This window comes from Amycolatopsis sp. CB00013 (assembly GCF_001905755.1).
In the GTDB taxonomy this organism is placed as follows: Bacteria; Actinomycetota; Actinomycetes; order Mycobacteriales; family Pseudonocardiaceae; genus Amycolatopsis; species Amycolatopsis japonica.
This window is the reverse complement of sequence record NZ_LIWC01000002.1, coordinates 1,714,940-1,732,826: the sequence shown is the minus strand read 5'-3', so window position 1 is coordinate 1,732,826 and position 17,887 is coordinate 1,714,940. Positions and strand designations below refer to the sequence as shown.

Genomic DNA, 17,887 nt, shown 5'->3' with positions numbered 1-17,887 from the left:
GCCGTTCATCGGGGGCGGCCTTCACGGTCCTCAGTCGCTTCGGAACCCGGTGGTCGTCGAAGGCGGAAGCACCGTCGATGTCGGTGTAGGCGTCACGGTCCTGGTCACCGTGCGCGGCGCCGGTGTGCTGGTCCGCGTGATGACGAGCGGCTCCGGAGCGCTCCCCGGCACGGTCACCGTGACCGGCCCGACCGAACGGGACGTCGAGGTCGGGGACGGGGTCGTGCCGACTTCGTAGACGCGGGGTTGTGGCTCGCGGCCGGCGACCAAAAGCGCGGCGACGAGCAGCCCGGTCGCGAGACCCGCGATGGCCGCGACCGTGACGGAACCGGTGGTGGGACCCTGACTGGACATCCGGCACCCCCTCGCCATGCGAAGCGCAGGTACGAGGACTTCTCGCGTTGATCTTACGTTTTGTTACGTAGCGTGCGCAAACCGTCGACAATGATCCGCACGAGATGCCGCTCTTCGAGTGAGTACCGTTCGGCGGCGAGGCACCCGGCGATCAGGGCGCGCAGATCGTCGCCGTCGATGTCCTCGCGCACCGCGCCCGCGGCCTGTGCCCGCGTCAGCAGCGCCTGCGTCGCCGAGCGGAATTCGTCGCCCGCGCCCGCCTTGAAACCCAGTCCGGTCGTCTCGGCGAGCGCGTCGCAGAGGGCCCGGTTACGGGACGCCTGCTGGACGACGCGTCTGAAGAAGTCGAAGAACGCTTCGCCGGGGTCTTCGGCGGTCAGCAACTCGCGGGCTTCCCGCGCGAACTGTTCGAGACGGTCCACGACGACGGCCTGGAAGAGCGCTTCCTTACTGGGGAAATGCCGGTAGACGGTGCCCGCGCCGACACCGGCCATGCGGGCGATCTCGTCGAGGGGGACGGCGAGGCCGTCGACGGCGAAGGCCTCTTCGGCGGCCGCGAGCACCTTCGCTCGGTTGCGGCGCGCGTCGGCGCGCAGCACGGGCTTGTCCACTGTTCCCCCTCCTCAACCGGGTCCGGCGTTCCAATTCAACGCCGGCGGCGACGAGGGCATTCCTCACTGCACCGCGGTCTGCGTCCCGTCCGGCGTGAGCAGCCCTTGGACCGTGGTGAAGAGGTACTCCCAGACACCCGGGATCAGCACCACCGCGGCGACCGCGAACACCGGGAAGATCAGCCGGTTCTCCACCTTCTTGCCGGTGCGGAACCGCAGCGGCTTCGGCGGCCGGATCTCGTACCAGGTCTCGCCCGCGATCGGGATCGGGAACAGGAACGGGCAGCCGGACTCGGTCAGCGCGTCGCCGAGGCAGTGCACGAAACACCCGGCCGCGACGGCGATGCCGAGCCAGCCGGAGATCTCCGCGAGCTGCGCCGCCTTGTCCGGCGGGGCGGTCCACACCCACCAGCCGACGGCCGCGCCGCTGACCGGCAGGAGCCAGTCGCCGAGCGCGCCTTCCGCGAGCAGCAGGCCGAGGACGACGACGCCGAACACGGCCCAAGGCCCGCCCTCGGCGGTTCCCCACGAGGTCAGGAAGCCGAGGCCGACGGCGAACAGGACGGTGTGCGAGAGATGGCGGTGCTTACCGGTGACCTTCTCGTCCCGAGGTCCCTTGGTCAGCGCGTAGAGCGCCGCCGAAACGCGGCGAAGCAGCCATGAGATCGCGCCGGTGAACCAGCCGAGCAGCTTCGACGCGCGAGCGCCCGGGTGGTCGAGGTCGGGAAGGAGGGCGAAACCCGCCGTGGTCGCGGCGAAGACGACCGCTTGGTGCACCGTGCCCGCTCCGACGGCGGGCGCGAGCGCGAGGCCCGCGCACCACCCCGTCAGGGCATGCGTCCGCCCCATCATCTTGCTGCCCCCAGGTGTCGCGGATCACGAGCCCACGACCGTAGCGGGGGATCAGGCGGGGGGCTCCTCCGACACGCTGAGGTGCTCGGCGACGCCGGTGAGCTCGATCACGCGGCTCACCTGGGGGCTGGGCACCAGTTCGAGCTCGACCGCCTTCTCGGCGGCCTGACGCTGCGCCTGGAGCACCACGTTCAGCGCCGAGGAGTCGAAGAAGGTCACGCCGGTCAGGTCGGCGACCACCCGGCCGGACGGTTTGTCCGTGATCAGGGCCCCGAGGGTCTCCTGAAGCTGCGGGCTCGTCAGCAGGTCGAGCTCACCGGTGACCACCACACGCGGTTCAGACGCGTCGGCGTCCAGCGTGATGCTGAAACCGGGCGGCGTGGTGTTCTGGTCCGCTGCGGGCATGCACATTCTCCTCATCAGGTGAGAACCGACGCTCAGCGCCGGAACGCGCCTGTGGTCTCAAGCGACGGCCGCGCCCAGTCCGGACACGGACGCACGCTCTTCTTCGGCGGGTAGGCGTGGCTGTCCCCGCAACGACAGTCCCAACCCTAACCCAGTACGGACGGGGCGCCACGATCGCCGTCGTGCGCGTCGCCGACCGGTGCCCGGGGCGCGCTCAATGCGCGGTCAACGCCTTGCGCCCGGCGCGGCGTTCGCGGAGGAACAGCTCGCGACGCTCGATCTCGCCGAGGCCACCCCAGATGCCGTACGGCTCCTGCACCGCGAGCGCGTGCTTACGGCACTGCGCCAGCACGGGGCAGGTGTGGCAGATCGCCTTGGCGCGCGATTCGCGCCGCTCGCGGGCGGAACCGCGTTCGTTGTCCGTGTGGAAGAACAAGCTGCTGTCCGCGCCTCGGCACGACCCACGGAGCTGCCAGTCCCACTCTTCCGCCACCACGTTCGGCAGCCGGCTCACGTCAGCCATGTCGGTCCCCGCCTTCCAAGGAGATCGTTTGTCGCCGGTTACATGCCCGCCCCCTGCACGGCTCAAACGTGGGTTTGGTTTGCTCACACCCAGGGCATGTGACCCATCGGCAGCGCAGCTCGAGAGAGGAACACACGTGGTGGACAACACCCCGCCCGGCGGGGAGGGCGCTCAACTCATCGAGGTACGCACGGCCGCGGTACCGCACGTGGTACCCACTCTCCGTACGATCGTCGCGGATATCGCGATGCGCCAGGACTTCGATCTGGACGCCGTCGAAGACCTCCGGATGGCGGTGGACGAGGCCTGCTCCATGCTGCTCCCCTCGGCCGCCGACGGCCATCTGACCTGCGTCTTCTCGTGGAAGGACGGGCGGATCGAGGTGACCGTCTCGGTGCTTTCGGACTCCCCGGAGCCCGACGACGAGACCGGTCTGTCCTGGCAGCTGCTCACCGCGCTCGCGACGTCCGCGCGGCGGAGTGTCACCCCGGCCGACGGCGGCTACCTGTCCAGGGTGGAACTCATCCGGGAGAGCGAGGCGGCCCGGCCGTGACCGAACCCGTCGAGCAAGACGGCGCGGATGTCCCGGTCCTGTTCGAGCGCATGTGCGCGCTGCCCCCGAACGCCCCCGAGCGCGAGGCGCTGCGGGACGAGCTGGTGCGCGCGCACCTCGAACTCGCGCGCAATCTGGCGCGCAAGTTCCGCAACCGGGACGAGTCGATGGAGGATCTGGTCCAGATCGCGACGATCGGGCTGATCCACGCCGTCGACCGGTTCGATCCCGGTCAGGGCAGCGACTTCCTGGCCTTCGCGGTCCCCACCATCTCCGGCGAGCTGCGGCATCACTTCCGTGACAACAGCTGGTCGGTCCGGGTGCCGCGGCGGCTCAAGGAGCTGAACGCGAACATCTCGGCCGTGCGCGAGGAGCTCACCGTCCGGCTCTCGCGCGCGCCGAAACCCAGTGAGATCGCCGCGCATCTCGGCGTCCCGATCGACGAGGTCTACGAGGGCCTCCGGGCCGGCCAAGGCCGCTATGGGGCTTCGCTGGACAACCTCCTGGAGAACTCGGCGCACACCCGCTTCGGCGAGGCTGACGCGAATCTGAGCCAGGCTGAGCTGCGCGAGGCGCTGCGGCCGATGCTGGAACGGCTGCCCGATCGCGAGCGCAAGATCGTCGCGCTGCGGTTCGGGTCCGGGATGAGCCAGTCGGATATCGCCCGCCGTGTCGGTGTTTCCCAGATGCAGGTGTCGAGATTGCTGGCCGCCACGCTCAAGAAACTGCGTGAAGGACTGACCGAGACGGAACTCACCGACGGAGTCTGATTCGACCTCGGCCCTTGTGGGTATCAGGGAGGCGAACAGCGGATCTGGGAGTCTCTCGTGAGGGGAGGTGCGGAACCATGACGATGTCCAAGACGCGATCGGAGGGCTCGTTGCCGGTGGTCTCCCTGCCCCTGCCGGTCGATGTGACGGCCCCCGCCGTCGCGCGACAGGCCGTGCGGGCGACTCTCGGCGGCCTCGGCCTCGACGGGCCGGAAGTCGATGACGTCCTCTTGGCCACCTCCGAGCTCGTCACGAACGCCTTCGAGCACGGGGAGAAGCCGGACAGGCTCGAGGTCGAATACTCCGACGGAAGGCTCACCCTGCGGGTCTTCGACTCCGGGACGAGCCGGCCGAAGCTGAAGGAGCCGTCGCCGATGGCGGCGCGCAGCCGCGGTCTTCAGCTGGTGCACGCGTTGTCCGACGACTGGGGACACGAGCTCTGCTCCGGCGGCAAGTACGTCTGGGCCGTGTTCAGTCTTGCTCGGGCCGACGCTTCAGCTTGAGCGCGGCGTCCGTCTCGGCGATGCGCTCACGGAGCGATTTCCGCTCCAACGCTTCGACGGCGGCGACCAGTACTTCCCTGAGCGGGTACGGCAGTTCGGCTTCCAGCTGGGCGGCCGCGGCGCTGGTCGCCGCCCATTCCGCTTCGAGCGTCGGCATCAGGCCGAGTGTCTTCTCGGTCAGCGAGACGATCCTTTGCCGGGCGTCGGTCCCCGGCCGGAGCGAGACGAGGTCCTGACGCGCCATCTGCGCGATGGTCTGGCTGGCCGCGGAATGGGTGACGCCGACTTCGGCGGCGAGGTCGCGGATGGGCAGCGGCCCGTGCGTGACGATCGCGCGGACGAACGGCGTGAACCGCGGCCGGTAGTCCCCCAGCCCGATGTCCTCGAAGAACGCGGAGACGTCCGCCTCGGTCACGTCGAGGACGTGCCTGAGCAAAGTGCCCATCCCTCGTTCGCGCGGCGGCCTCCCCACCAGCGGATCATAACGACATAATCCTGAGATGACGCCCGAAGAGCTGCTGACGACCACCCGGACCGTCCGCAAACGACTGGACCTGACCCGGCCGGTGCCTCTCGAACTGGTCAAACACGCCCTGCAGGTCGCGCTGCAGGCGCCGAGCGGGTCGAACACCCAGCGCTGGCACTGGCTGGTGATCACCGATCCCGGGCAGCGGGCCGAGCTCGGGAAGCTCTACCAGCGGGCGTGCCGCGAGTACCTGGATTCCCCTCGGGCGGCGGGAAAGCTGTTCGCGGACGACCCGGAGCGGTCGAAGGTGCAGCAGCGCGTCGGCTCCAGCGTCGAGTACCTCGCCGACAAGATGGGCGAAGTGCCCGTGCACGTCATCCCGTGCCTGGAGACGAACAGCGCGGACCTGCCCGCCGGGAACCAGGCCGGGCTGTGGGGGAACCTGCTGCCGGCGGTGTGGAGCTACATGCTCGCGGCGCGGGCGGTCACGCTCGGCACGGCGTGGACGACGCTGCACCTCGCGTACGAGAAGGAGGCCGCGGAGATCCTCGGCCTGCCCGAGAACGTGCACCAGGCCGCGCTCATCCCGACGGCGTTCTACACCGGCGACACCTTCAAGCCCGCCGCGCGTCAGCCGCTCGAAGACGTCATGCGGCTGGATCGCTGGTGAGGTAGGACTCCAGCCGGTCCGCCAGTTCCTTGGGGTGGCTCAAGGGCACGGAGTGGGAGCCGTCGATCTCGTCGGGGGCGAAACCGAGCCGGTCCTGGACGACCCGGCGTTGGAACTCGGGCGCGAAGAAGCGGTCTTCGCGCGCGATGAGCACCTTCGTCGGGACGTCCGGCCACTTGTCCAGCGGCCATGGCTGTCCCCATTCGGCGCTGACCTGGTTCCGGGCGTGCGAGCCCGCCTCCGCGACGATGTCCGCGGGGACGCCGTTGTAGAACTGCTCTTCTTCGCTGAGGCTTTCGTCGGACTTGAAACCCGTGTTGCCCCACCAGTCCCCCGGCGATTCGCCCGGCTTCGGGATCATCGGCGTCAGCATCACGAGCAGCCGCGGTGAAAGCTTCTCGGCCACCAACGGCGCGGTGAAGCCGCCATAGGAATGGCCGAGCACGACCAGGTCCCCGCGATCGCCGATGGCGTTCACGACGGCTTCCACGTGTTCCGGGAAGCCCGCCTTTTCGTCGTCGATCGGCAGGTTCACCGCGACGACGTCGTGCCCGCGCCCGGTCAGTTCCGCCTCGAGGAGGTGGAAGTCCCAGGCGCTGCCGCCACCGCCATGGATCAGTACGAAGGTCGCCATGGCCCCAGCCAACCCGAAGCCGGGCGGATCAGCAACGACCGAGCATGTCGCTGAGCGCGCTCTTCTCCGCTGTCGTGATCGTGAGGCCGTAGTAGTGCTTCACGGTGATCCAGTCGGTGGCGTAGGTGCACCAGAACGAGACGAGCGGCGGCTTCCACTGGTCCGGCGCCTTGTCGCTCTTCTCCTGGTTGACGTTGTCGGTGACGGCGAACAGCTGCGGCCGCGTCAGGTCGTTCGCGAACTGGCGCCGCTTCTCGTCGGTCCACGACTTCGCTCCGCTGACCCAGCTTTGCGCGAGCGGCACCATGTGGTCGATGTCGACGTCGGTCGGCTTCGTCCAGGTCTCGCCGTCGTAGATGCTCGTCCAGCTGCCGGAGGTCGGGGCGCAGTCGGAACCGGCCTTGACGTCCTTGCCGTCGCGTTTGAGCACGAACTCGCGGGTGTTGCAGTTGTTCCCCTGGTTGTCCCAGTGCGGGTACTTCTTGCGGTCGTAGCCGTCCATCGAACCGCGCGGGGCGACGGTGAGCTCGTCCAGTTGCTTGCGCGCGTCGGCCGCGCTCGCCGGGTTCGCGGGCTTCGGCTGCAGCGCGTCGCCCTTGCCGCTCACGAACCAGAACACCGCGAGTACGACGGCGGCGAGGGTGATCAGCAGGAGCAACCGCTGAGCAGTGGTCATCTGGCTGGTACGCGTGGCCACCGCGCGGTTCCTCTCGACGGGGGAATGGGGAGCGCCAAGTATCGCCGCGCGGGGCGCGGAAACCGGGCGCGACACGGCGATGACACCCGGTAGTTGTTGTCACATCGGGGCCCTGAGCAGCGACTACCCCAGGGACGCTGCCGGAAGGAGCGGGCTCGTGAGCGCCGAAAAACGTAAGTGGAACACCCGGGTCGACGACTATCTGAACCGGAAGGCCGCGGAACGCGGACACGTGATCGCCATGGCACGTATGGGATCCACCGCGCTGGAGCGTGGTGATCTCGACGGGGCCGAGACGTGGTTCCGCAAGGCCGCCGAGGGCGGGGACAGGGTCGCGATGGGCAACCTGGCGCATCTCCTGAACGAGCGCGGCGTGCCGGAACAGGCCGAACGCTGGTATCGCGAAGCCGCGACCGCCGGTGATTCGCATGCCATGTCGCATCTGGGAAATCTCTGCGCGCGCCGAGGGGATCGGGAGGCGGCGGAGGACTGGTGGCGCCGGGCCGCCGCCGAGGGCCGGGTCGAGGCGATGGCGGAACTCGCGCGGTCCAGGCACCGCGGTGGCGATCTCGAGGAAGCCGAGTACTGGGCGGGCGAGGCCGCCGAAGCGGGCAACGTCGAAGGCATGATCACGCTCGGCGCGGTGCTGTGCGACACCGGCCGGACGTCCGAAGCGGATCCCTGGTGGCGCAAGGCGAGCGAAGAGGCCGACGCCGCGTCGCTGATCAAACTCGGCCATCAGGCGCAGCAACGAGGTGACCTCACGCGCGCCGAAAGCTGCTTCCACGCGGCCGCGGCCGCCGGTGCCCCCGACGCCGCCGTCCGCCTCGGCCTGGTGCTGCACCGCCGCGGCGAACTCGACGCCGCCGAACGCTGGTATCTCAAGGCCGCCAAACGAGGCGACGCCGCCGCGATGACGAACCTGGGGGTGCTGGCCAACGACCGGAACGATCCCGGTGAGGCCACCGCCTGGTACCGGAAGGCCGCGGAACTCGGCAGCGTTCCCGCGTACACCAACCTCGGCAGGCTGGCCGCCGACCACGGCAACTTCCAGGAGGCCGAACACTGGTTCCGCGCGGCCGCCGACACCGGCGACCAGGCGGGCCTACGGGATCTGGAGGAGCTGTACCGCAACCGGCAGCGGTATTAGGCCTTCCAGTTCCGCATCGCCGCGAACCCTTCGCGCAGCCGCTGGAGCTTGCGGCTGCGATACGGGTCCTCGCCGTCGTCGAGCCGCCACCGCTCCTCGACGCCGGCGCGGAACACCGCGAGCCCCTCGAAACCGAGGCCCGCGGTGAAGTCCGCGATGTTCACGTCGATCCGGCCGGAACCGTCAAGATCCAGCCGTAGCAACCATTCCGCGAGCTCCTTGGGCTCCGGTGGCGTGTCCGCGCAGGCTTCCGCGTACAGCGCGAGCGCGCCCGACACCTCGGAGCCGAGCACGCCGAAGGAGTCCTCGACGAAGTCCAGTGCCTCCACGACCAGCTCGATGACGCGGCACAGCAGCGGCCCGTCCATGAGTTCCCTGGCGGTGGCGAGCACCTCGCGCACCTTCTCGGTGTACGCGACCGTGCCCTGGAAGCCGACGAAACCGCGCAACCGCAACGTTCCCTCGACGTGCCGGCGCAACGCGTCGAGGTCGCCGCGGCCTGCCTTGAGCGAGAGTTTGCGGAACAGGACCGGATCTTCGTTCGCGTGCCCGACGAGCAGCTCGATCAGCTCGTCGCGGTCCAGCGTCTCGACGTACCCGCGGATGTCGGCGGCGCCGCCGTCCGCCACCCCTTCGAGGACCAGCAGCCCGACGGCCACGCAGTGCTTGCAGAAGAAGCCGTCCGCCGCGTGCGGACAGGAGCACTCGCCGACCAGTTCGCCGTCGACGTTGCGCAACCGGACCGTGTAGCGGTCGGTGCCGCTGACCACGGCCGTCACCCCGCCCGCGACGTCGTCCAGCGTCTCGACCGACTCCAGGTACTTGGCGCCACGCGCGAACGAGACGTCACCGGCTTGCCTGCGGAGTTCGTCCTCGCTGAACCACGTCACCCGGCCTATTCTGCGCCTTGCGCCGGCGGACCGAGGAACAACCCACCGCTCACGTCGAGGACCTGCCCGGTCACCCAGCGGGCGTCGTCGGAAACGAGGAACGCGACGACGTCCGCGATGTCCTCCGCGGTGCCGAGCCTTTGCTGCGCGGTGAGCGTCTTGATGGCGGCTTCCAGCTCCGGTGTGAAGATCTGGCCGTTGTCCGCGGTCCTGGTCGCGCCCGGCGCGACGACGTTGACCGTGATCCCGCGCGGTCCGAGCTGGTGGGCGAGGGTGCGACTCATCGTCTCGAGCGCGCCCTTGGTCATCGCGAAGGACGTCTGCGCCGGGTTGGCCATCCTGGTGGCGACCGACGAGATGTTGACGATGCGGCCGCCGTCGTTCAGCGGTGCCCGCTGGATGAGGAAGTACGGCGCCTTCACGTTCACCGCCATCAGGTGATCGAAGCCCTCGGGCGTGTCGGTCTCGATCGGCCCTCCCGGTGCGGCCGCCGCGTTGTTGACCAGGATGTCCAGGCTGTCGATGCCCTCCAGGGCCTTGTCGACTCCGTCCATGGTCGACAAGTCGCCCTGCTCGCTTGAGCGTTTGATCGTTCGTATGCCGTCTTTCTCGAGCCTCCGGGCGATCGCCGCCCCGATCCCCCGCGACGCCCCGGTCACCAATGCCGTCTTCATTGCGCACCCCAGATGTTAGTGACTAACACTTTGATAGTGTCTACCACGTGAGCCTCCGAGACCGCCAGCGCGCCGAAACCCGGCTCGCCGTGCAGACGCACGCCATCCGCCTCTTCACCGACGTCGGCTACGACGCGACCACCGTCGCCGACGTCGCCGCGGCCGCCGGCGTCTCGGCGATGACGGTCTACCGGCACTTCCCGACGAAGGAGGACCTGGTCCTCTACGACGAATACGACCCCGTGACCGCTTCTGCCGTCGCTGCCGCGCCTCCTGGCCCCTTGGCCGCGCGGATCGGACACGCGCTCTCTGAGACGGCCGCTCACGGGTCTTCTTCGGAGAAGGCGTTCCTGCTGGCGCGGCTACGGCTGATGATCTCGGTGCCGGCGCTGCGGGCGCGGCATCTGGACAGCCAGTACGCGACGGCCGATGCGATCGTGGCCGCCCTCGGTTGCTCTCCCGAGGAGGAGTTTCGGGTGCGGGCTACGGCTATGGCATGCCTTGGGGCGGCGCATGTCGCGCTGCTTCGGTGGGCGGAGACCGACGGGGAGGCGGATCTGGCGGGATTGATCCGCAAGACGCTGACCAGCGTCTTTGGGAACTAACAGAAAGTGTCAGACCCCATCAATAGCATCGAACCCATGTTCGATGACCTCGCGTACCCTGCCCACCGCCCCTTGTACGTCTTCGTGCTCCCAGATACGCACGACCCGCCATCCAGCATCGGCAAGTGCCGCGTCAGCCAGGCGATCGCGTTCGATGTTCCGTCGTAACTTCGGAGTCCAGTACCACTCGTTTCGCGTGGGCTCACGTCCATGCTCCGGGCAAACGTGCCAAAAGCATCCATCGACAAAGACCGCGATCTTACGCCGCGTGAACACGATGTCAGGCCGCACTCGAACGCCAGCCGGCAAGTCGAGTCGATGATCCTTGCGGTAGCGATAGCCGAGCCGGTGCAATGCCTGACGCAGCTCGACCTCGGGTTTGGTATCAGACCGCCGATTCGCCTTCATGTTGCGCGAGCGTCCAGCGTTCAGAGGCGCGGGAGATCGACGCCGCTCAGCCTCGCGCGGGTCCGGCTCAGCACGATCACTCTCCGACACGTTCACCAACCACCAGACCAATCACAACTCTGCGTCCCGCGTGAGGCAAGATACCGGCAGACCGCCCACCCGCGCAGATAGAGAGGAGCATCGATGAGCACACACGATGTGGTCGAGATCTGCGCAGGCGCCGGTGGACAAGCCCTGGGCCTCGAGAAGGCAGGGTTCGAGCACGCCCTTGCCGTCGAACTCGACACACACGCCTGCAACACGCTTCGAGCCAACAGGTCCAGCTGGAAGGTCGCAGAGGGCGACGTCGCCGATACAGAGAACTGGCAACCCTCCGACTACGAGGGTGTGTCCCTCCTCGCCGGAGGAGTGCCATGCCCTCCATTTTCGATCGCGGGCAAGCAACTCGGCGCGAACGACGAGCGCGATCTTTTCGCCTGGGCCGTGGAACAAGTCACCGTTGTCCAACCTCGCGCGTTGATGCTCGAAAACGTTCGCGGACTGAGCATGCCGCGGTTCGCTGGTTACCGTCAGCACGTGCTCGACCGCCTTGCCGAACTCGGGTACGTCGCCGAATGGCGGCTACTGCAAGCGTCAGATTTCGGTGTCGCACAGCTCCGGCCACGCTTCATCCTCGTCGCACTCAAAGCCGAAGACGCTCCCTACTTCCATTGGCCGAAGCATGCAGGGCCCCCGCCGACGGTGGGAGAGCTCCTGGTCGACCTCATGGCGGCTGATGGCTGGCAGGGCGCCGAAGCCTGGTCCAAGAAGGCGAACAAGATCGCGCCCACGATTGTCGGTGGTTCCAAGAAGCACGGCGGGGCCGACCTGGGCCCCACACGGGCGAAACGCGCCTGGGCCGAGATGGGAGTGGACGCCCTTGGCGTCGCGGACGCTCCCCCGACGCCTGACCATCCCTTCGACTTCATTCCGAAATTGACCACCGAGATGGTCGCGCGCATCCAGGGCTGGACCGAGGAGTACCCCTGGGAGTTCACGGGCCGCAAGACTTCCAGGTACCGCCAAATCGGAAACGCCTTCCCACCCCCCGTCGCGCAAGCAGTCGGTGAAGCGATCTTCAAGGCGCTCGAGCATGATGCACCAGAAAAGCAAGTAGCAGCTACAGAACAAGATCCGGTGTACACAGCTCTTCGGTCAGCCAGTGACTTCATCACCCCGGAACGTCTCATGAAGACAGCTGGCCTCGACGACCCGGCCGAGCTCGAACGCAGGATCAGCTTGCTCAGCCGCGACTTCGAGGTCGAGATCGCTATCAATGGCACGAAAACCGCTTACAAACTCGGCAACTTCAAGGCCTTCGTGGGACAAGAAGATCACGACCGTAACGACCTCTTTTTAAAGCATCGCGCGAAGATCAGCTGATACAGCTTATATCTGGGGCGATATGAATCAGAGGCGGCACGACGCACCGGCAACTGCCTGAATGCGCCGTAGGCCGCCTGACCAGAGCAACTTCGCCCCGAAGTCAAACAGGCGCGAAGATGCCCACTGCGCCCGTTACTTCGCGTTCTCTTCTAGCGTAGAACGTACTGTATTGCGCCCAGCCTCGGGGAGGCGACGATAGGAGTTCCATGCGCGATCCAGGGGTGTTGCACCGCGTCGGCCTCGCTTGGCCCAACGAGACAAGCGGCGTTGATCATCAGTTCCAAGGGCCTGAATTTCCGCCAGAACCTCATTGACGCTGGCTGAGCCGCCCGCAGCTCCAGCTCTGCAGCGTTTACACTCTGTCATCAGCTCAAAACCCTGTGTTCCATCTGCCATAACAGTTTGATGACGTGTAACAGAAAGTACGGCCGTCTGGTTGGTGTCATCCGCGTAGGGCTCTGCTGCCGAGACGCCACACACCGTGCATAGGTAGCCATCGCGTGCCATCACAGCCCGCACTTCTTTTGCGGTCGGCCCGGCCAGAAGGTCAGCGGCACGCCGCTCTTCTGGATCCCACACAGGCACGCCGGGCTTCGCGAAGCGCTGGTCCTCCGCCCCCAGCGTCGCATCCTCGGTGCTAGTCAGGATGACCCAGCCGTAGCTGCGCAGGTCACGTAGCCGACGGTCAGCTTGTGAGATGCCAGGAAACGCGGCTCGGACCTGCTCCTTTGTAAAGGTGTTGCCAACGCCCACCACCTGCATCAACCAGAGGGCACCCCTGATCATCGTTCCAGCTTTGAGTGTTGGGTCGTCCCAGTCTGGAAGTAACACTTCGCCTCCGTCTACCGTTGTACCTGGAGATCAGCTTCAGCAGAGCATGCCTATCAGCGCCGCTGCTGCGGTGCACGAACGCTGAGGCAACACAGGTTACGTGGAGGGGCCAGTTGAGGTTTGATATCCCGCCCGAGGGTGCCAGGATCCGCTCAGTTGTCGAGGACCGTCTTCGGCAGGCCATGGAAGATAACGGCGCCAAGACTACTGTCGACTGGCGCGGCGAACAGAAGCACCTGCACGTGATCGCTATGCCAGTCGACATGCTGTATCTGAACCCGGACACCCACCGCATCCGCGCCCAACGGACCCTGGACCCAGAACGCAACAAGGCCCTCGAAGAGGACCCTTGGAGCGAATTGGCTCAGGAATATTTACGTTACCTTCTCAGCCGCAAGCCATCAAACCCAGAAGTGACTGACCCAGATTTCGTACAGCTCACTGAAGAACTCGCAGACTTCGGACAGAAAGAACCAGGAATCATCAGTCCCGATGGCATCCTTGTCGACGGGAATACCCGCTGCGCAGCACTCCGTGACCTGGGCGTTAAAGACATTCGTGTTGGCGTACTCCCTTCCGACACGTCCCGGCTCGATATCAACAGTGTTGAGCTTGCCCTGCAGCTGAGGCGGGACAAGCGTCGAGACTACTCGTACATCAATCGGCTTATCGCGGTTGAGGAACAATTGGCCAACGGTCGACGGCCGGAAGATGTCGCACGCGACTTCAACATTAAGAGCACCACGCTCACCAAGGATCGATGGGTATTTCAACTTATCAACGAAGCCATCGAACGAAGCGCAACACCCGACGGCGCTACTCTGCGACTTGTCGACTTTGAAGATCATCAAGAAAAGCTTCGCGAGTTGCACCGCGACTACACCAACCTTGCACAAACTGACCCCGATGCCGCAGAGCAGCTGAAAGAATCGCGGCTGGCAATGGTCGTCCTCAACTACTCAAAGACTTCCGTGCGCCTCGCCGAGGCAGACTTCCACAGCCGGTACCTGAGCAAGCGCCTTCCAAACAGTCTGCGCCCAGACACCCAGGCGGAGTCGGAAGTGTCAATACCAGGCCTGGCAAACGTGGTAATGCCGGACGCCACGGAAGCAGTGAAGGTTACCCGAGCCGTTACCGATTCCCTGCTCCAAGCAAAAGCCAGGGTGCAAGCTGGCGACAAAGTTCCCCTAACATCTGCCAAGGCGGCGGATGACCTCCTTAAAGATGGCCGCAACGTTTTCGACACTGCCGTTAAGCTGGCCGGCCAGAACGCCGAGCTGCAGAAACGGCAGATAGCGGTTCCGGAACGGCTCACGGATGCAGCCGAACATATCGACCAGTGTGTAGCCGAGTTTGCCGATGCCAAGGCGAAACGCGCTCTTGATGAGGATGCCTTCGACGACGCGCTACTTACTGTCCGAGCCAGCCTTGCAAGGTTGGCTCGGCTGGCGGGACGGACTTTCAGCTCGCCCAGTGACGGTGTCGCTTGGCTCCTGGACGCTTCCAGGGAGCGTTGATGGTAACGCTACCTGCGGAACCAAGTCTTCACCTCAGCTTTGGCAATACTGTCGCTACGGCACGCCTGCGGTCTGGCGAAGGCTTTGCGGAAGATTTGCGTCGCTTGGCCCTGCGTTTCCGTAGCGCCGTCCAGAAAGCCCCAGGCACGATGGAGGTCGACATAGACGACCTGCTCACAAACCTGGTAGCACTCGGAAGCTGGCGAGAGCCAGCTACTGTCACATGGGAACCGCAGCTCGCGGACCTGGCGACCGGTTCGGCTCAGGATGCCCAGGCTGTCGCTAAGCGACTCACTGCAGAAGAAGGCGCAACGGGTGGGCCAGCAGCAGAGGATGTAGCCGATCTCGTAGGACCTGATTGGATAGGTGACCTTACAGGTTTTCAGCGTAGAGATATCGCCAAGTTGCTATCTCTGCGACATGGTGCAAATTTCTCGGTTCCTGGCGCAGGCAAGACTCGGGTAGGCCTGGCCGTGTTTCAGGCACTTCGTCGCACCCAGAATCTTGAGCGGATTCTTATTGTTGGCCCCAAGTCGTGCTACGAGTCCTGGATTTACGAGAACCATCAATGTTTGAATAATCAGCTGCGCATGTCTGTGCTTGCCCGCGACACCGATCCTGCTGCAGACGCCTTGATAGTGAACTATGAGAGGCTTAATGGCTCCGTTAATGAGCTCGGCAAATGGTTGTCAGCTCGGCCGTCTATGCTGCTGCTAGACGAAGCTCACCGCATGAAACTGGGGGCCAACGGTACGTATGGTGCCGCTTGTCTTGCACTAGGCCCCCGCGCTCGCCATCGATTAATTCTTACAGGAACCCCGGCGCCAAATGGGGTCAAGGACCTGGAAAACCTCTTCGGCTTTGTCTGGCCAGGATACGGGCGCCAGAAAGTCATCCAAGCAGTCGCAGGAGGAAACCTTGCGAAGGCGAGCACGGTACTCCGCCCACTGTTCACGCGCACCACTAAGAACGAGCTAGGCCTAACCCCGCCAACTGTGACTCTACGCCCGTTGCCAATGCCGCCGCTACATCGCGAAATCTATGACGCGCTCGCCGGGCGATTTTCTCTCCGTGCCACAGGCTCAGAAGACGACTTTTACGCCCTTGGCCGTGTTGTCGTGTACATGTTGATGGCCGCGACGAGTCCCGCCTTACTCTCTGTCGGCACGACTCGATACGAACCGCTCCCGTACCGGGTTCCTCCCTTGGTCGCGCCAGAACGAACACGCCTGTTCGACCTGATGCAGGATCTACCTAGCTATGAAATGTCCCCGAAGTATCGCGAAGTTCTAGCCATAGTTGCGAAAAACGCAGCACAAGGTCGCAAGACTCTTATTTGGTCAACTTTTATTCGCAGCCTAAACACCATGCAACGACTGCTTCACCAGTTTCAGCCTGCCATGGTCCATGGCGGCACAGAAGACCGGGAGGCACAGATCAGTCGTTTTCGCAACGACGCTGACTGCATGGTTCTTCTATCGAACCCCGCAACCCTCGGCGAAGGCATCAGTCTCCATCATCATTGCCACGACGCCGTTTATGTCGACCGAGACTTTGCTGCTGGAAAATTCTTGCAAAGTTTGGACCGCATCCACCGTCTCGGCCTTGCCCCCGGAACGCAAACAAGGATCACCGTTTTAGCCGCCGAGGGCACTATCGACGAGGTTGTTGACCAGCGATTAGGCGATAAGTTGCAGTTCATGGGCAGCGTGCTCGACGACCCCGCAGTTCGAGAGCTAGCCGATCTCGATGAAGAACCTGAGATAGGCGGCATGCTGGACCAACATGACCTCCAGGCTCTGATCGGGCATCTCAATGCCTATTCCACCTGACCCTGTATTACGAGCCGCAACGCGCTGGCTAGAACGACTACCAGTTTCCGGCGTAAGCCGTTGTCGCGCTCTCTTCACTACCCACAAGGACTACAGCGACACAACACCAACACAATATGAAGCCGCATACGTTTGGCTCCGTGTTGTTGGCCTCTTAGAGGATATTAATAGCCGCATCCCGGCAGCTCAACGTGTATTTGCTGCTGCCACCGCGACTGGAAATACCCCATGGTTTCGCGATGCAGACATTCTTGTGTGCAGCCCTGCAGAACTGCCCGAGGATGCCAGGCGTGCCGCAGATACACTTGGAATTGACGAAGCCGAAGCATACGCTCAGATCAAATCAATCTGGGGAAAGGTGGACACCGCAGAACGAGAACGAATCGGCGCCGCGGGAGAGCTTGCACTGGTCCAACTACTCACTGATGCCGTAGATGCACATGTGGAACACACGTCATTAATCTCCGACGGATTCGGGTACGACGTGTCAGTGACAGGAGATAGATGCACAGCTCACATTGAGGTAAAGACAACGACCCGCCGCGGGCGGCTAGCCTTATACCTGTCTCGAAACGAGTACGAGACAATGCTGCGAGACACTCACTGGCAGCTCGTAGCGTTGCGATTGACGGCCACCTTAGAGATCGCAGCCATAGCCACAGTCCCAAAAGGCTGGATATCGACTCAAACACCCGTCGATGGCAATAATTTTGGTAGATGGGAGTCGTGTCGACTGGAAGTTCCAAAAACTGCCCTAGTGCCAGGGATTCCAAGTCTTTGCAAGTCACTAATGGGCGACATTCAAAGTCCACTTGTAGCAGGGACCCAGGCCTGTAACCTACTGCACTAGTTTGACCTTCACGTTACGCTTAATCTAACTGAGGTCGTTTCACGACTTTGGACAAGCCGGAGTACTGACAGTACTCGCGCCGGTCATTCCGAGCCCGCGGTCGTGGCTAAGTTACTCCGGGAAGTTCGCGGGTCCTGCCAGCGCCAGGCAAGCACATACGCGAGATCGCGCCAGCACCCTCTGTTACCAGCTCTCTCTAGAGTCTCGCCGTTACTTACCAGCCGACTGGTTGCGCCGTCGGCACCCGAAGCTACAAGCTCTCAAAGGCTGGTCATGCGAGGACACTGCCTGGACCGGAAGCAGGCATATGTCCGGAGCGTTTCGCACTGGCGTCTCCACAACGGACAGACAAAAAGGCCCTCCCGCGAACGGGAGGGCCTTAGTGCTGTCTCAACCAGACGTGCGCCCGAAGGGATTCGAACCCCTGACCTTCTGATCCGTAGTCAGATGCTCTATCCAGCTGAGCTACGGGCGCTTGTTCAGTTATCAATCTAGCACCTGCCGGAACAGGCACCAGCGGAGGCTCCGGGATTTGAACCCGGGAGGGGGGGTTACCCCCAACCGCATTAGCAGTGCGGCGCCATAGACCAGACTAGGCGAAGCCTCCCAGGCCCAACGACCACTGCTCAAATAGGTTACACACCCCCTGGGCCCCCTCGGAAGGCAC

Annotated in this window: 22 protein-coding genes and 2 tRNA genes; 10 read left to right on the top strand and 14 right to left on the bottom strand. The window is 64.7% G+C overall.

The window, feature by feature from the left end; translation table 11 throughout:
* Positions 1–30: 30 nt before the first annotated feature.
* The 5 genes from AMK34_RS18415 to AMK34_RS18395 form a co-directional block, all read right to left on the bottom strand.
* On the bottom strand, positions 31–354 hold the full coding sequence (locus tag AMK34_RS18415; protein WP_073846092.1) for a hypothetical protein: 324 nt from the start codon (positions 352–354) through the stop codon (positions 31–33).
* Positions 355–407: 53 nt separating this feature from the next.
* A complete protein-coding gene (locus AMK34_RS18410; protein WP_038507707.1) occupies positions 408–965 on the bottom strand; it encodes a TetR/AcrR family transcriptional regulator in 558 nt (185 codons plus the stop codon).
* A 63-nt stretch (positions 966–1,028) separates the two neighbouring features.
* A complete protein-coding gene (locus tag AMK34_RS18405; RefSeq protein ID WP_038507705.1) occupies positions 1,029–1,814 on the bottom strand; it encodes a metal-dependent hydrolase in 786 nt (261 codons plus the stop codon).
* Positions 1,815–1,868: 54 nt separating this feature from the next.
* The gene (locus AMK34_RS18400) at positions 1,869–2,222 is read right to left on the bottom strand and encodes an STAS domain-containing protein (protein WP_016330770.1); all 354 of its coding nucleotides are present in this window, start codon (positions 2,220–2,222) and stop codon (positions 1,869–1,871) included.
* Between the two features lie 214 nt (positions 2,223–2,436).
* A complete protein-coding gene (locus AMK34_RS18395; protein WP_016330769.1) occupies positions 2,437–2,745 on the bottom strand; it encodes a WhiB family transcriptional regulator in 309 nt (102 codons plus the stop codon).
* A 136-nt stretch (positions 2,746–2,881) separates the two neighbouring features.
* Between AMK34_RS18395 and AMK34_RS18390 the strand changes: the two genes are divergently transcribed.
* The 3 genes from AMK34_RS18390 (at position 2,882) to AMK34_RS18380 (ending at position 4,571) form a co-directional block, all read left to right on the top strand.
* Positions 2,882–3,298, top strand: a complete 417-nt coding sequence (locus AMK34_RS18390; RefSeq protein ID WP_016330768.1) for an ATP-binding protein — start codon at positions 2,882–2,884, stop codon at positions 3,296–3,298.
* A complete protein-coding gene (locus tag AMK34_RS18385) occupies positions 3,295–4,068 on the top strand; it encodes a SigB/SigF/SigG family RNA polymerase sigma factor (protein WP_038507703.1) in 774 nt (257 codons plus the stop codon). Before AMK34_RS18390 ends, AMK34_RS18385 begins: the two co-directional genes overlap by 4 nt.
* 77 nt (positions 4,069–4,145) lie before the next feature.
* Positions 4,146–4,571, top strand: coding sequence for an ATP-binding protein (locus AMK34_RS18380; protein WP_038507701.1), 426 nt, complete (start codon positions 4,146–4,148; stop codon positions 4,569–4,571).
* Here AMK34_RS18380 and AMK34_RS18375 read toward each other — a convergent pair.
* The gene (locus tag AMK34_RS18375; RefSeq protein ID WP_073846091.1) at positions 4,540–5,016 is read right to left on the bottom strand and encodes a MarR family transcriptional regulator; all 477 of its coding nucleotides are present in this window, start codon (positions 5,014–5,016) and stop codon (positions 4,540–4,542) included. The two genes, AMK34_RS18380 and AMK34_RS18375, sit on opposite strands and share 32 nt — an antisense overlap.
* Positions 5,017–5,071: 55 nt before the next feature.
* Between AMK34_RS18375 and AMK34_RS18370 the strand changes: the two genes are divergently transcribed.
* Positions 5,072–5,707: a nitroreductase family protein gene (locus AMK34_RS18370; RefSeq protein ID WP_038507699.1), complete on the top strand. Its 636-nt coding sequence runs from the start codon at positions 5,072–5,074 to the stop codon at positions 5,705–5,707.
* Here the strand turns inward: AMK34_RS18370 and AMK34_RS18365 are convergent.
* Together AMK34_RS18365 and AMK34_RS18360 are read right to left on the bottom strand one after the other, a co-directional pair.
* Complete coding sequence (locus AMK34_RS18365; RefSeq protein WP_073846090.1) at positions 5,685–6,341, bottom strand: alpha/beta hydrolase; 657 nt, start codon at positions 6,339–6,341, stop codon at positions 5,685–5,687. The genes AMK34_RS18370 and AMK34_RS18365 overlap by 23 nt on opposite strands.
* A 28-nt stretch (positions 6,342–6,369) precedes the next feature.
* Positions 6,370–7,038: an HNH endonuclease family protein gene (locus AMK34_RS18360; protein WP_038507695.1), complete on the bottom strand. Its 669-nt coding sequence runs from the start codon at positions 7,036–7,038 to the stop codon at positions 6,370–6,372.
* Positions 7,039–7,195: 157 nt separating this feature from the next.
* Between AMK34_RS18360 and AMK34_RS18355 the strand changes: the two genes are divergently transcribed.
* Positions 7,196–8,188, top strand: coding sequence for an SEL1-like repeat protein (locus tag AMK34_RS18355; RefSeq protein WP_073846089.1), 993 nt, complete (start codon positions 7,196–7,198; stop codon positions 8,186–8,188).
* Here AMK34_RS18355 and AMK34_RS18350 read toward each other — a convergent pair.
* Positions 8,185–9,078: an SWIM zinc finger family protein gene (locus AMK34_RS18350; RefSeq protein ID WP_073846088.1), complete on the bottom strand. Its 894-nt coding sequence runs from the start codon at positions 9,076–9,078 to the stop codon at positions 8,185–8,187. The two genes, AMK34_RS18355 and AMK34_RS18350, sit on opposite strands and share 4 nt — an antisense overlap.
* 5 nt (positions 9,079–9,083) lie before the next feature.
* Positions 9,084–9,752 (bottom strand): SDR family NAD(P)-dependent oxidoreductase, encoded by a 669-nt coding sequence (locus AMK34_RS18345; RefSeq protein ID WP_073846087.1) that lies wholly within the window; start codon positions 9,750–9,752, stop codon positions 9,084–9,086.
* Between the two features lie 47 nt (positions 9,753–9,799).
* Between AMK34_RS18345 and AMK34_RS18340 the strand changes: the two genes are divergently transcribed.
* On the top strand, positions 9,800–10,357 hold the full coding sequence (locus tag AMK34_RS18340; protein WP_073846086.1) for a TetR family transcriptional regulator: 558 nt from the start codon (positions 9,800–9,802) through the stop codon (positions 10,355–10,357).
* Between the two features lie 9 nt (positions 10,358–10,366).
* Here the strand turns inward: AMK34_RS18340 and AMK34_RS18335 are convergent, their stop codons facing one another.
* On the bottom strand, positions 10,367–10,855 hold the full coding sequence (locus tag AMK34_RS18335) for a DNA mismatch endonuclease Vsr (RefSeq protein WP_073846348.1): 489 nt from the start codon (positions 10,853–10,855) through the stop codon (positions 10,367–10,369).
* 93 nt (positions 10,856–10,948) lie between these two features.
* Here AMK34_RS18335 and AMK34_RS18330 point away from each other — a divergent pair, with 93 nt between their 5' ends.
* Positions 10,949–12,187, top strand: a complete 1,239-nt coding sequence (locus AMK34_RS18330) for a DNA cytosine methyltransferase (protein WP_073846085.1) — start codon at positions 10,949–10,951, stop codon at positions 12,185–12,187.
* A gap of 135 nt (positions 12,188–12,322) precedes the next feature.
* Here AMK34_RS18330 and AMK34_RS18325 read toward each other — a convergent pair whose 3' ends face one another.
* Positions 12,323–13,021 carry a hypothetical protein gene (locus AMK34_RS18325; protein WP_198941681.1) on the bottom strand — a complete coding sequence of 233 codons (699 nt, stop codon included), beginning with the start codon at positions 13,019–13,021 and terminating at the stop codon, positions 12,323–12,325.
* A gap of 113 nt (positions 13,022–13,134) precedes the next feature.
* Here AMK34_RS18325 and AMK34_RS18320 point away from each other — a divergent pair, with 113 nt between their 5' ends.
* The 3 genes from AMK34_RS18320 to AMK34_RS43950 are packed head-to-tail and all read left to right on the top strand — an operon-like array spanning position 13,135 to position 17,220.
* Positions 13,135–14,538, top strand: a complete 1,404-nt coding sequence (locus AMK34_RS18320) for a ParB/RepB/Spo0J family partition protein (RefSeq protein WP_073846347.1) — start codon at positions 13,135–13,137, stop codon at positions 14,536–14,538.
* The gene (locus AMK34_RS18315; protein ID WP_073846083.1) at positions 14,538–16,370 is read left to right on the top strand and encodes a DEAD/DEAH box helicase; all 1,833 of its coding nucleotides are present in this window, start codon (positions 14,538–14,540) and stop codon (positions 16,368–16,370) included. The genes AMK34_RS18320 and AMK34_RS18315 overlap by 1 nt, the downstream gene beginning before the upstream one ends.
* Entirely contained in the window at positions 16,354–17,220 is an 867-nt protein-coding gene (locus AMK34_RS43950; RefSeq protein WP_083649892.1) for a protein NO VEIN domain-containing protein, read from the top strand. The genes AMK34_RS18315 and AMK34_RS43950 overlap by 17 nt, the downstream gene beginning before the upstream one ends.
* 401 nt (positions 17,221–17,621) lie before the next feature.
* On the opposite strand, the gene AMK34_RS18305 is transcribed toward AMK34_RS43950, so the two are convergent.
* Positions 17,622–17,695, bottom strand: a tRNA-Arg gene (locus tag AMK34_RS18305).
* 42 nt (positions 17,696–17,737) lie between these two features.
* Positions 17,738–17,827, bottom strand: a tRNA-Ser gene (locus tag AMK34_RS18300).
* Positions 17,828–17,887 lie beyond the last annotated feature (60 nt).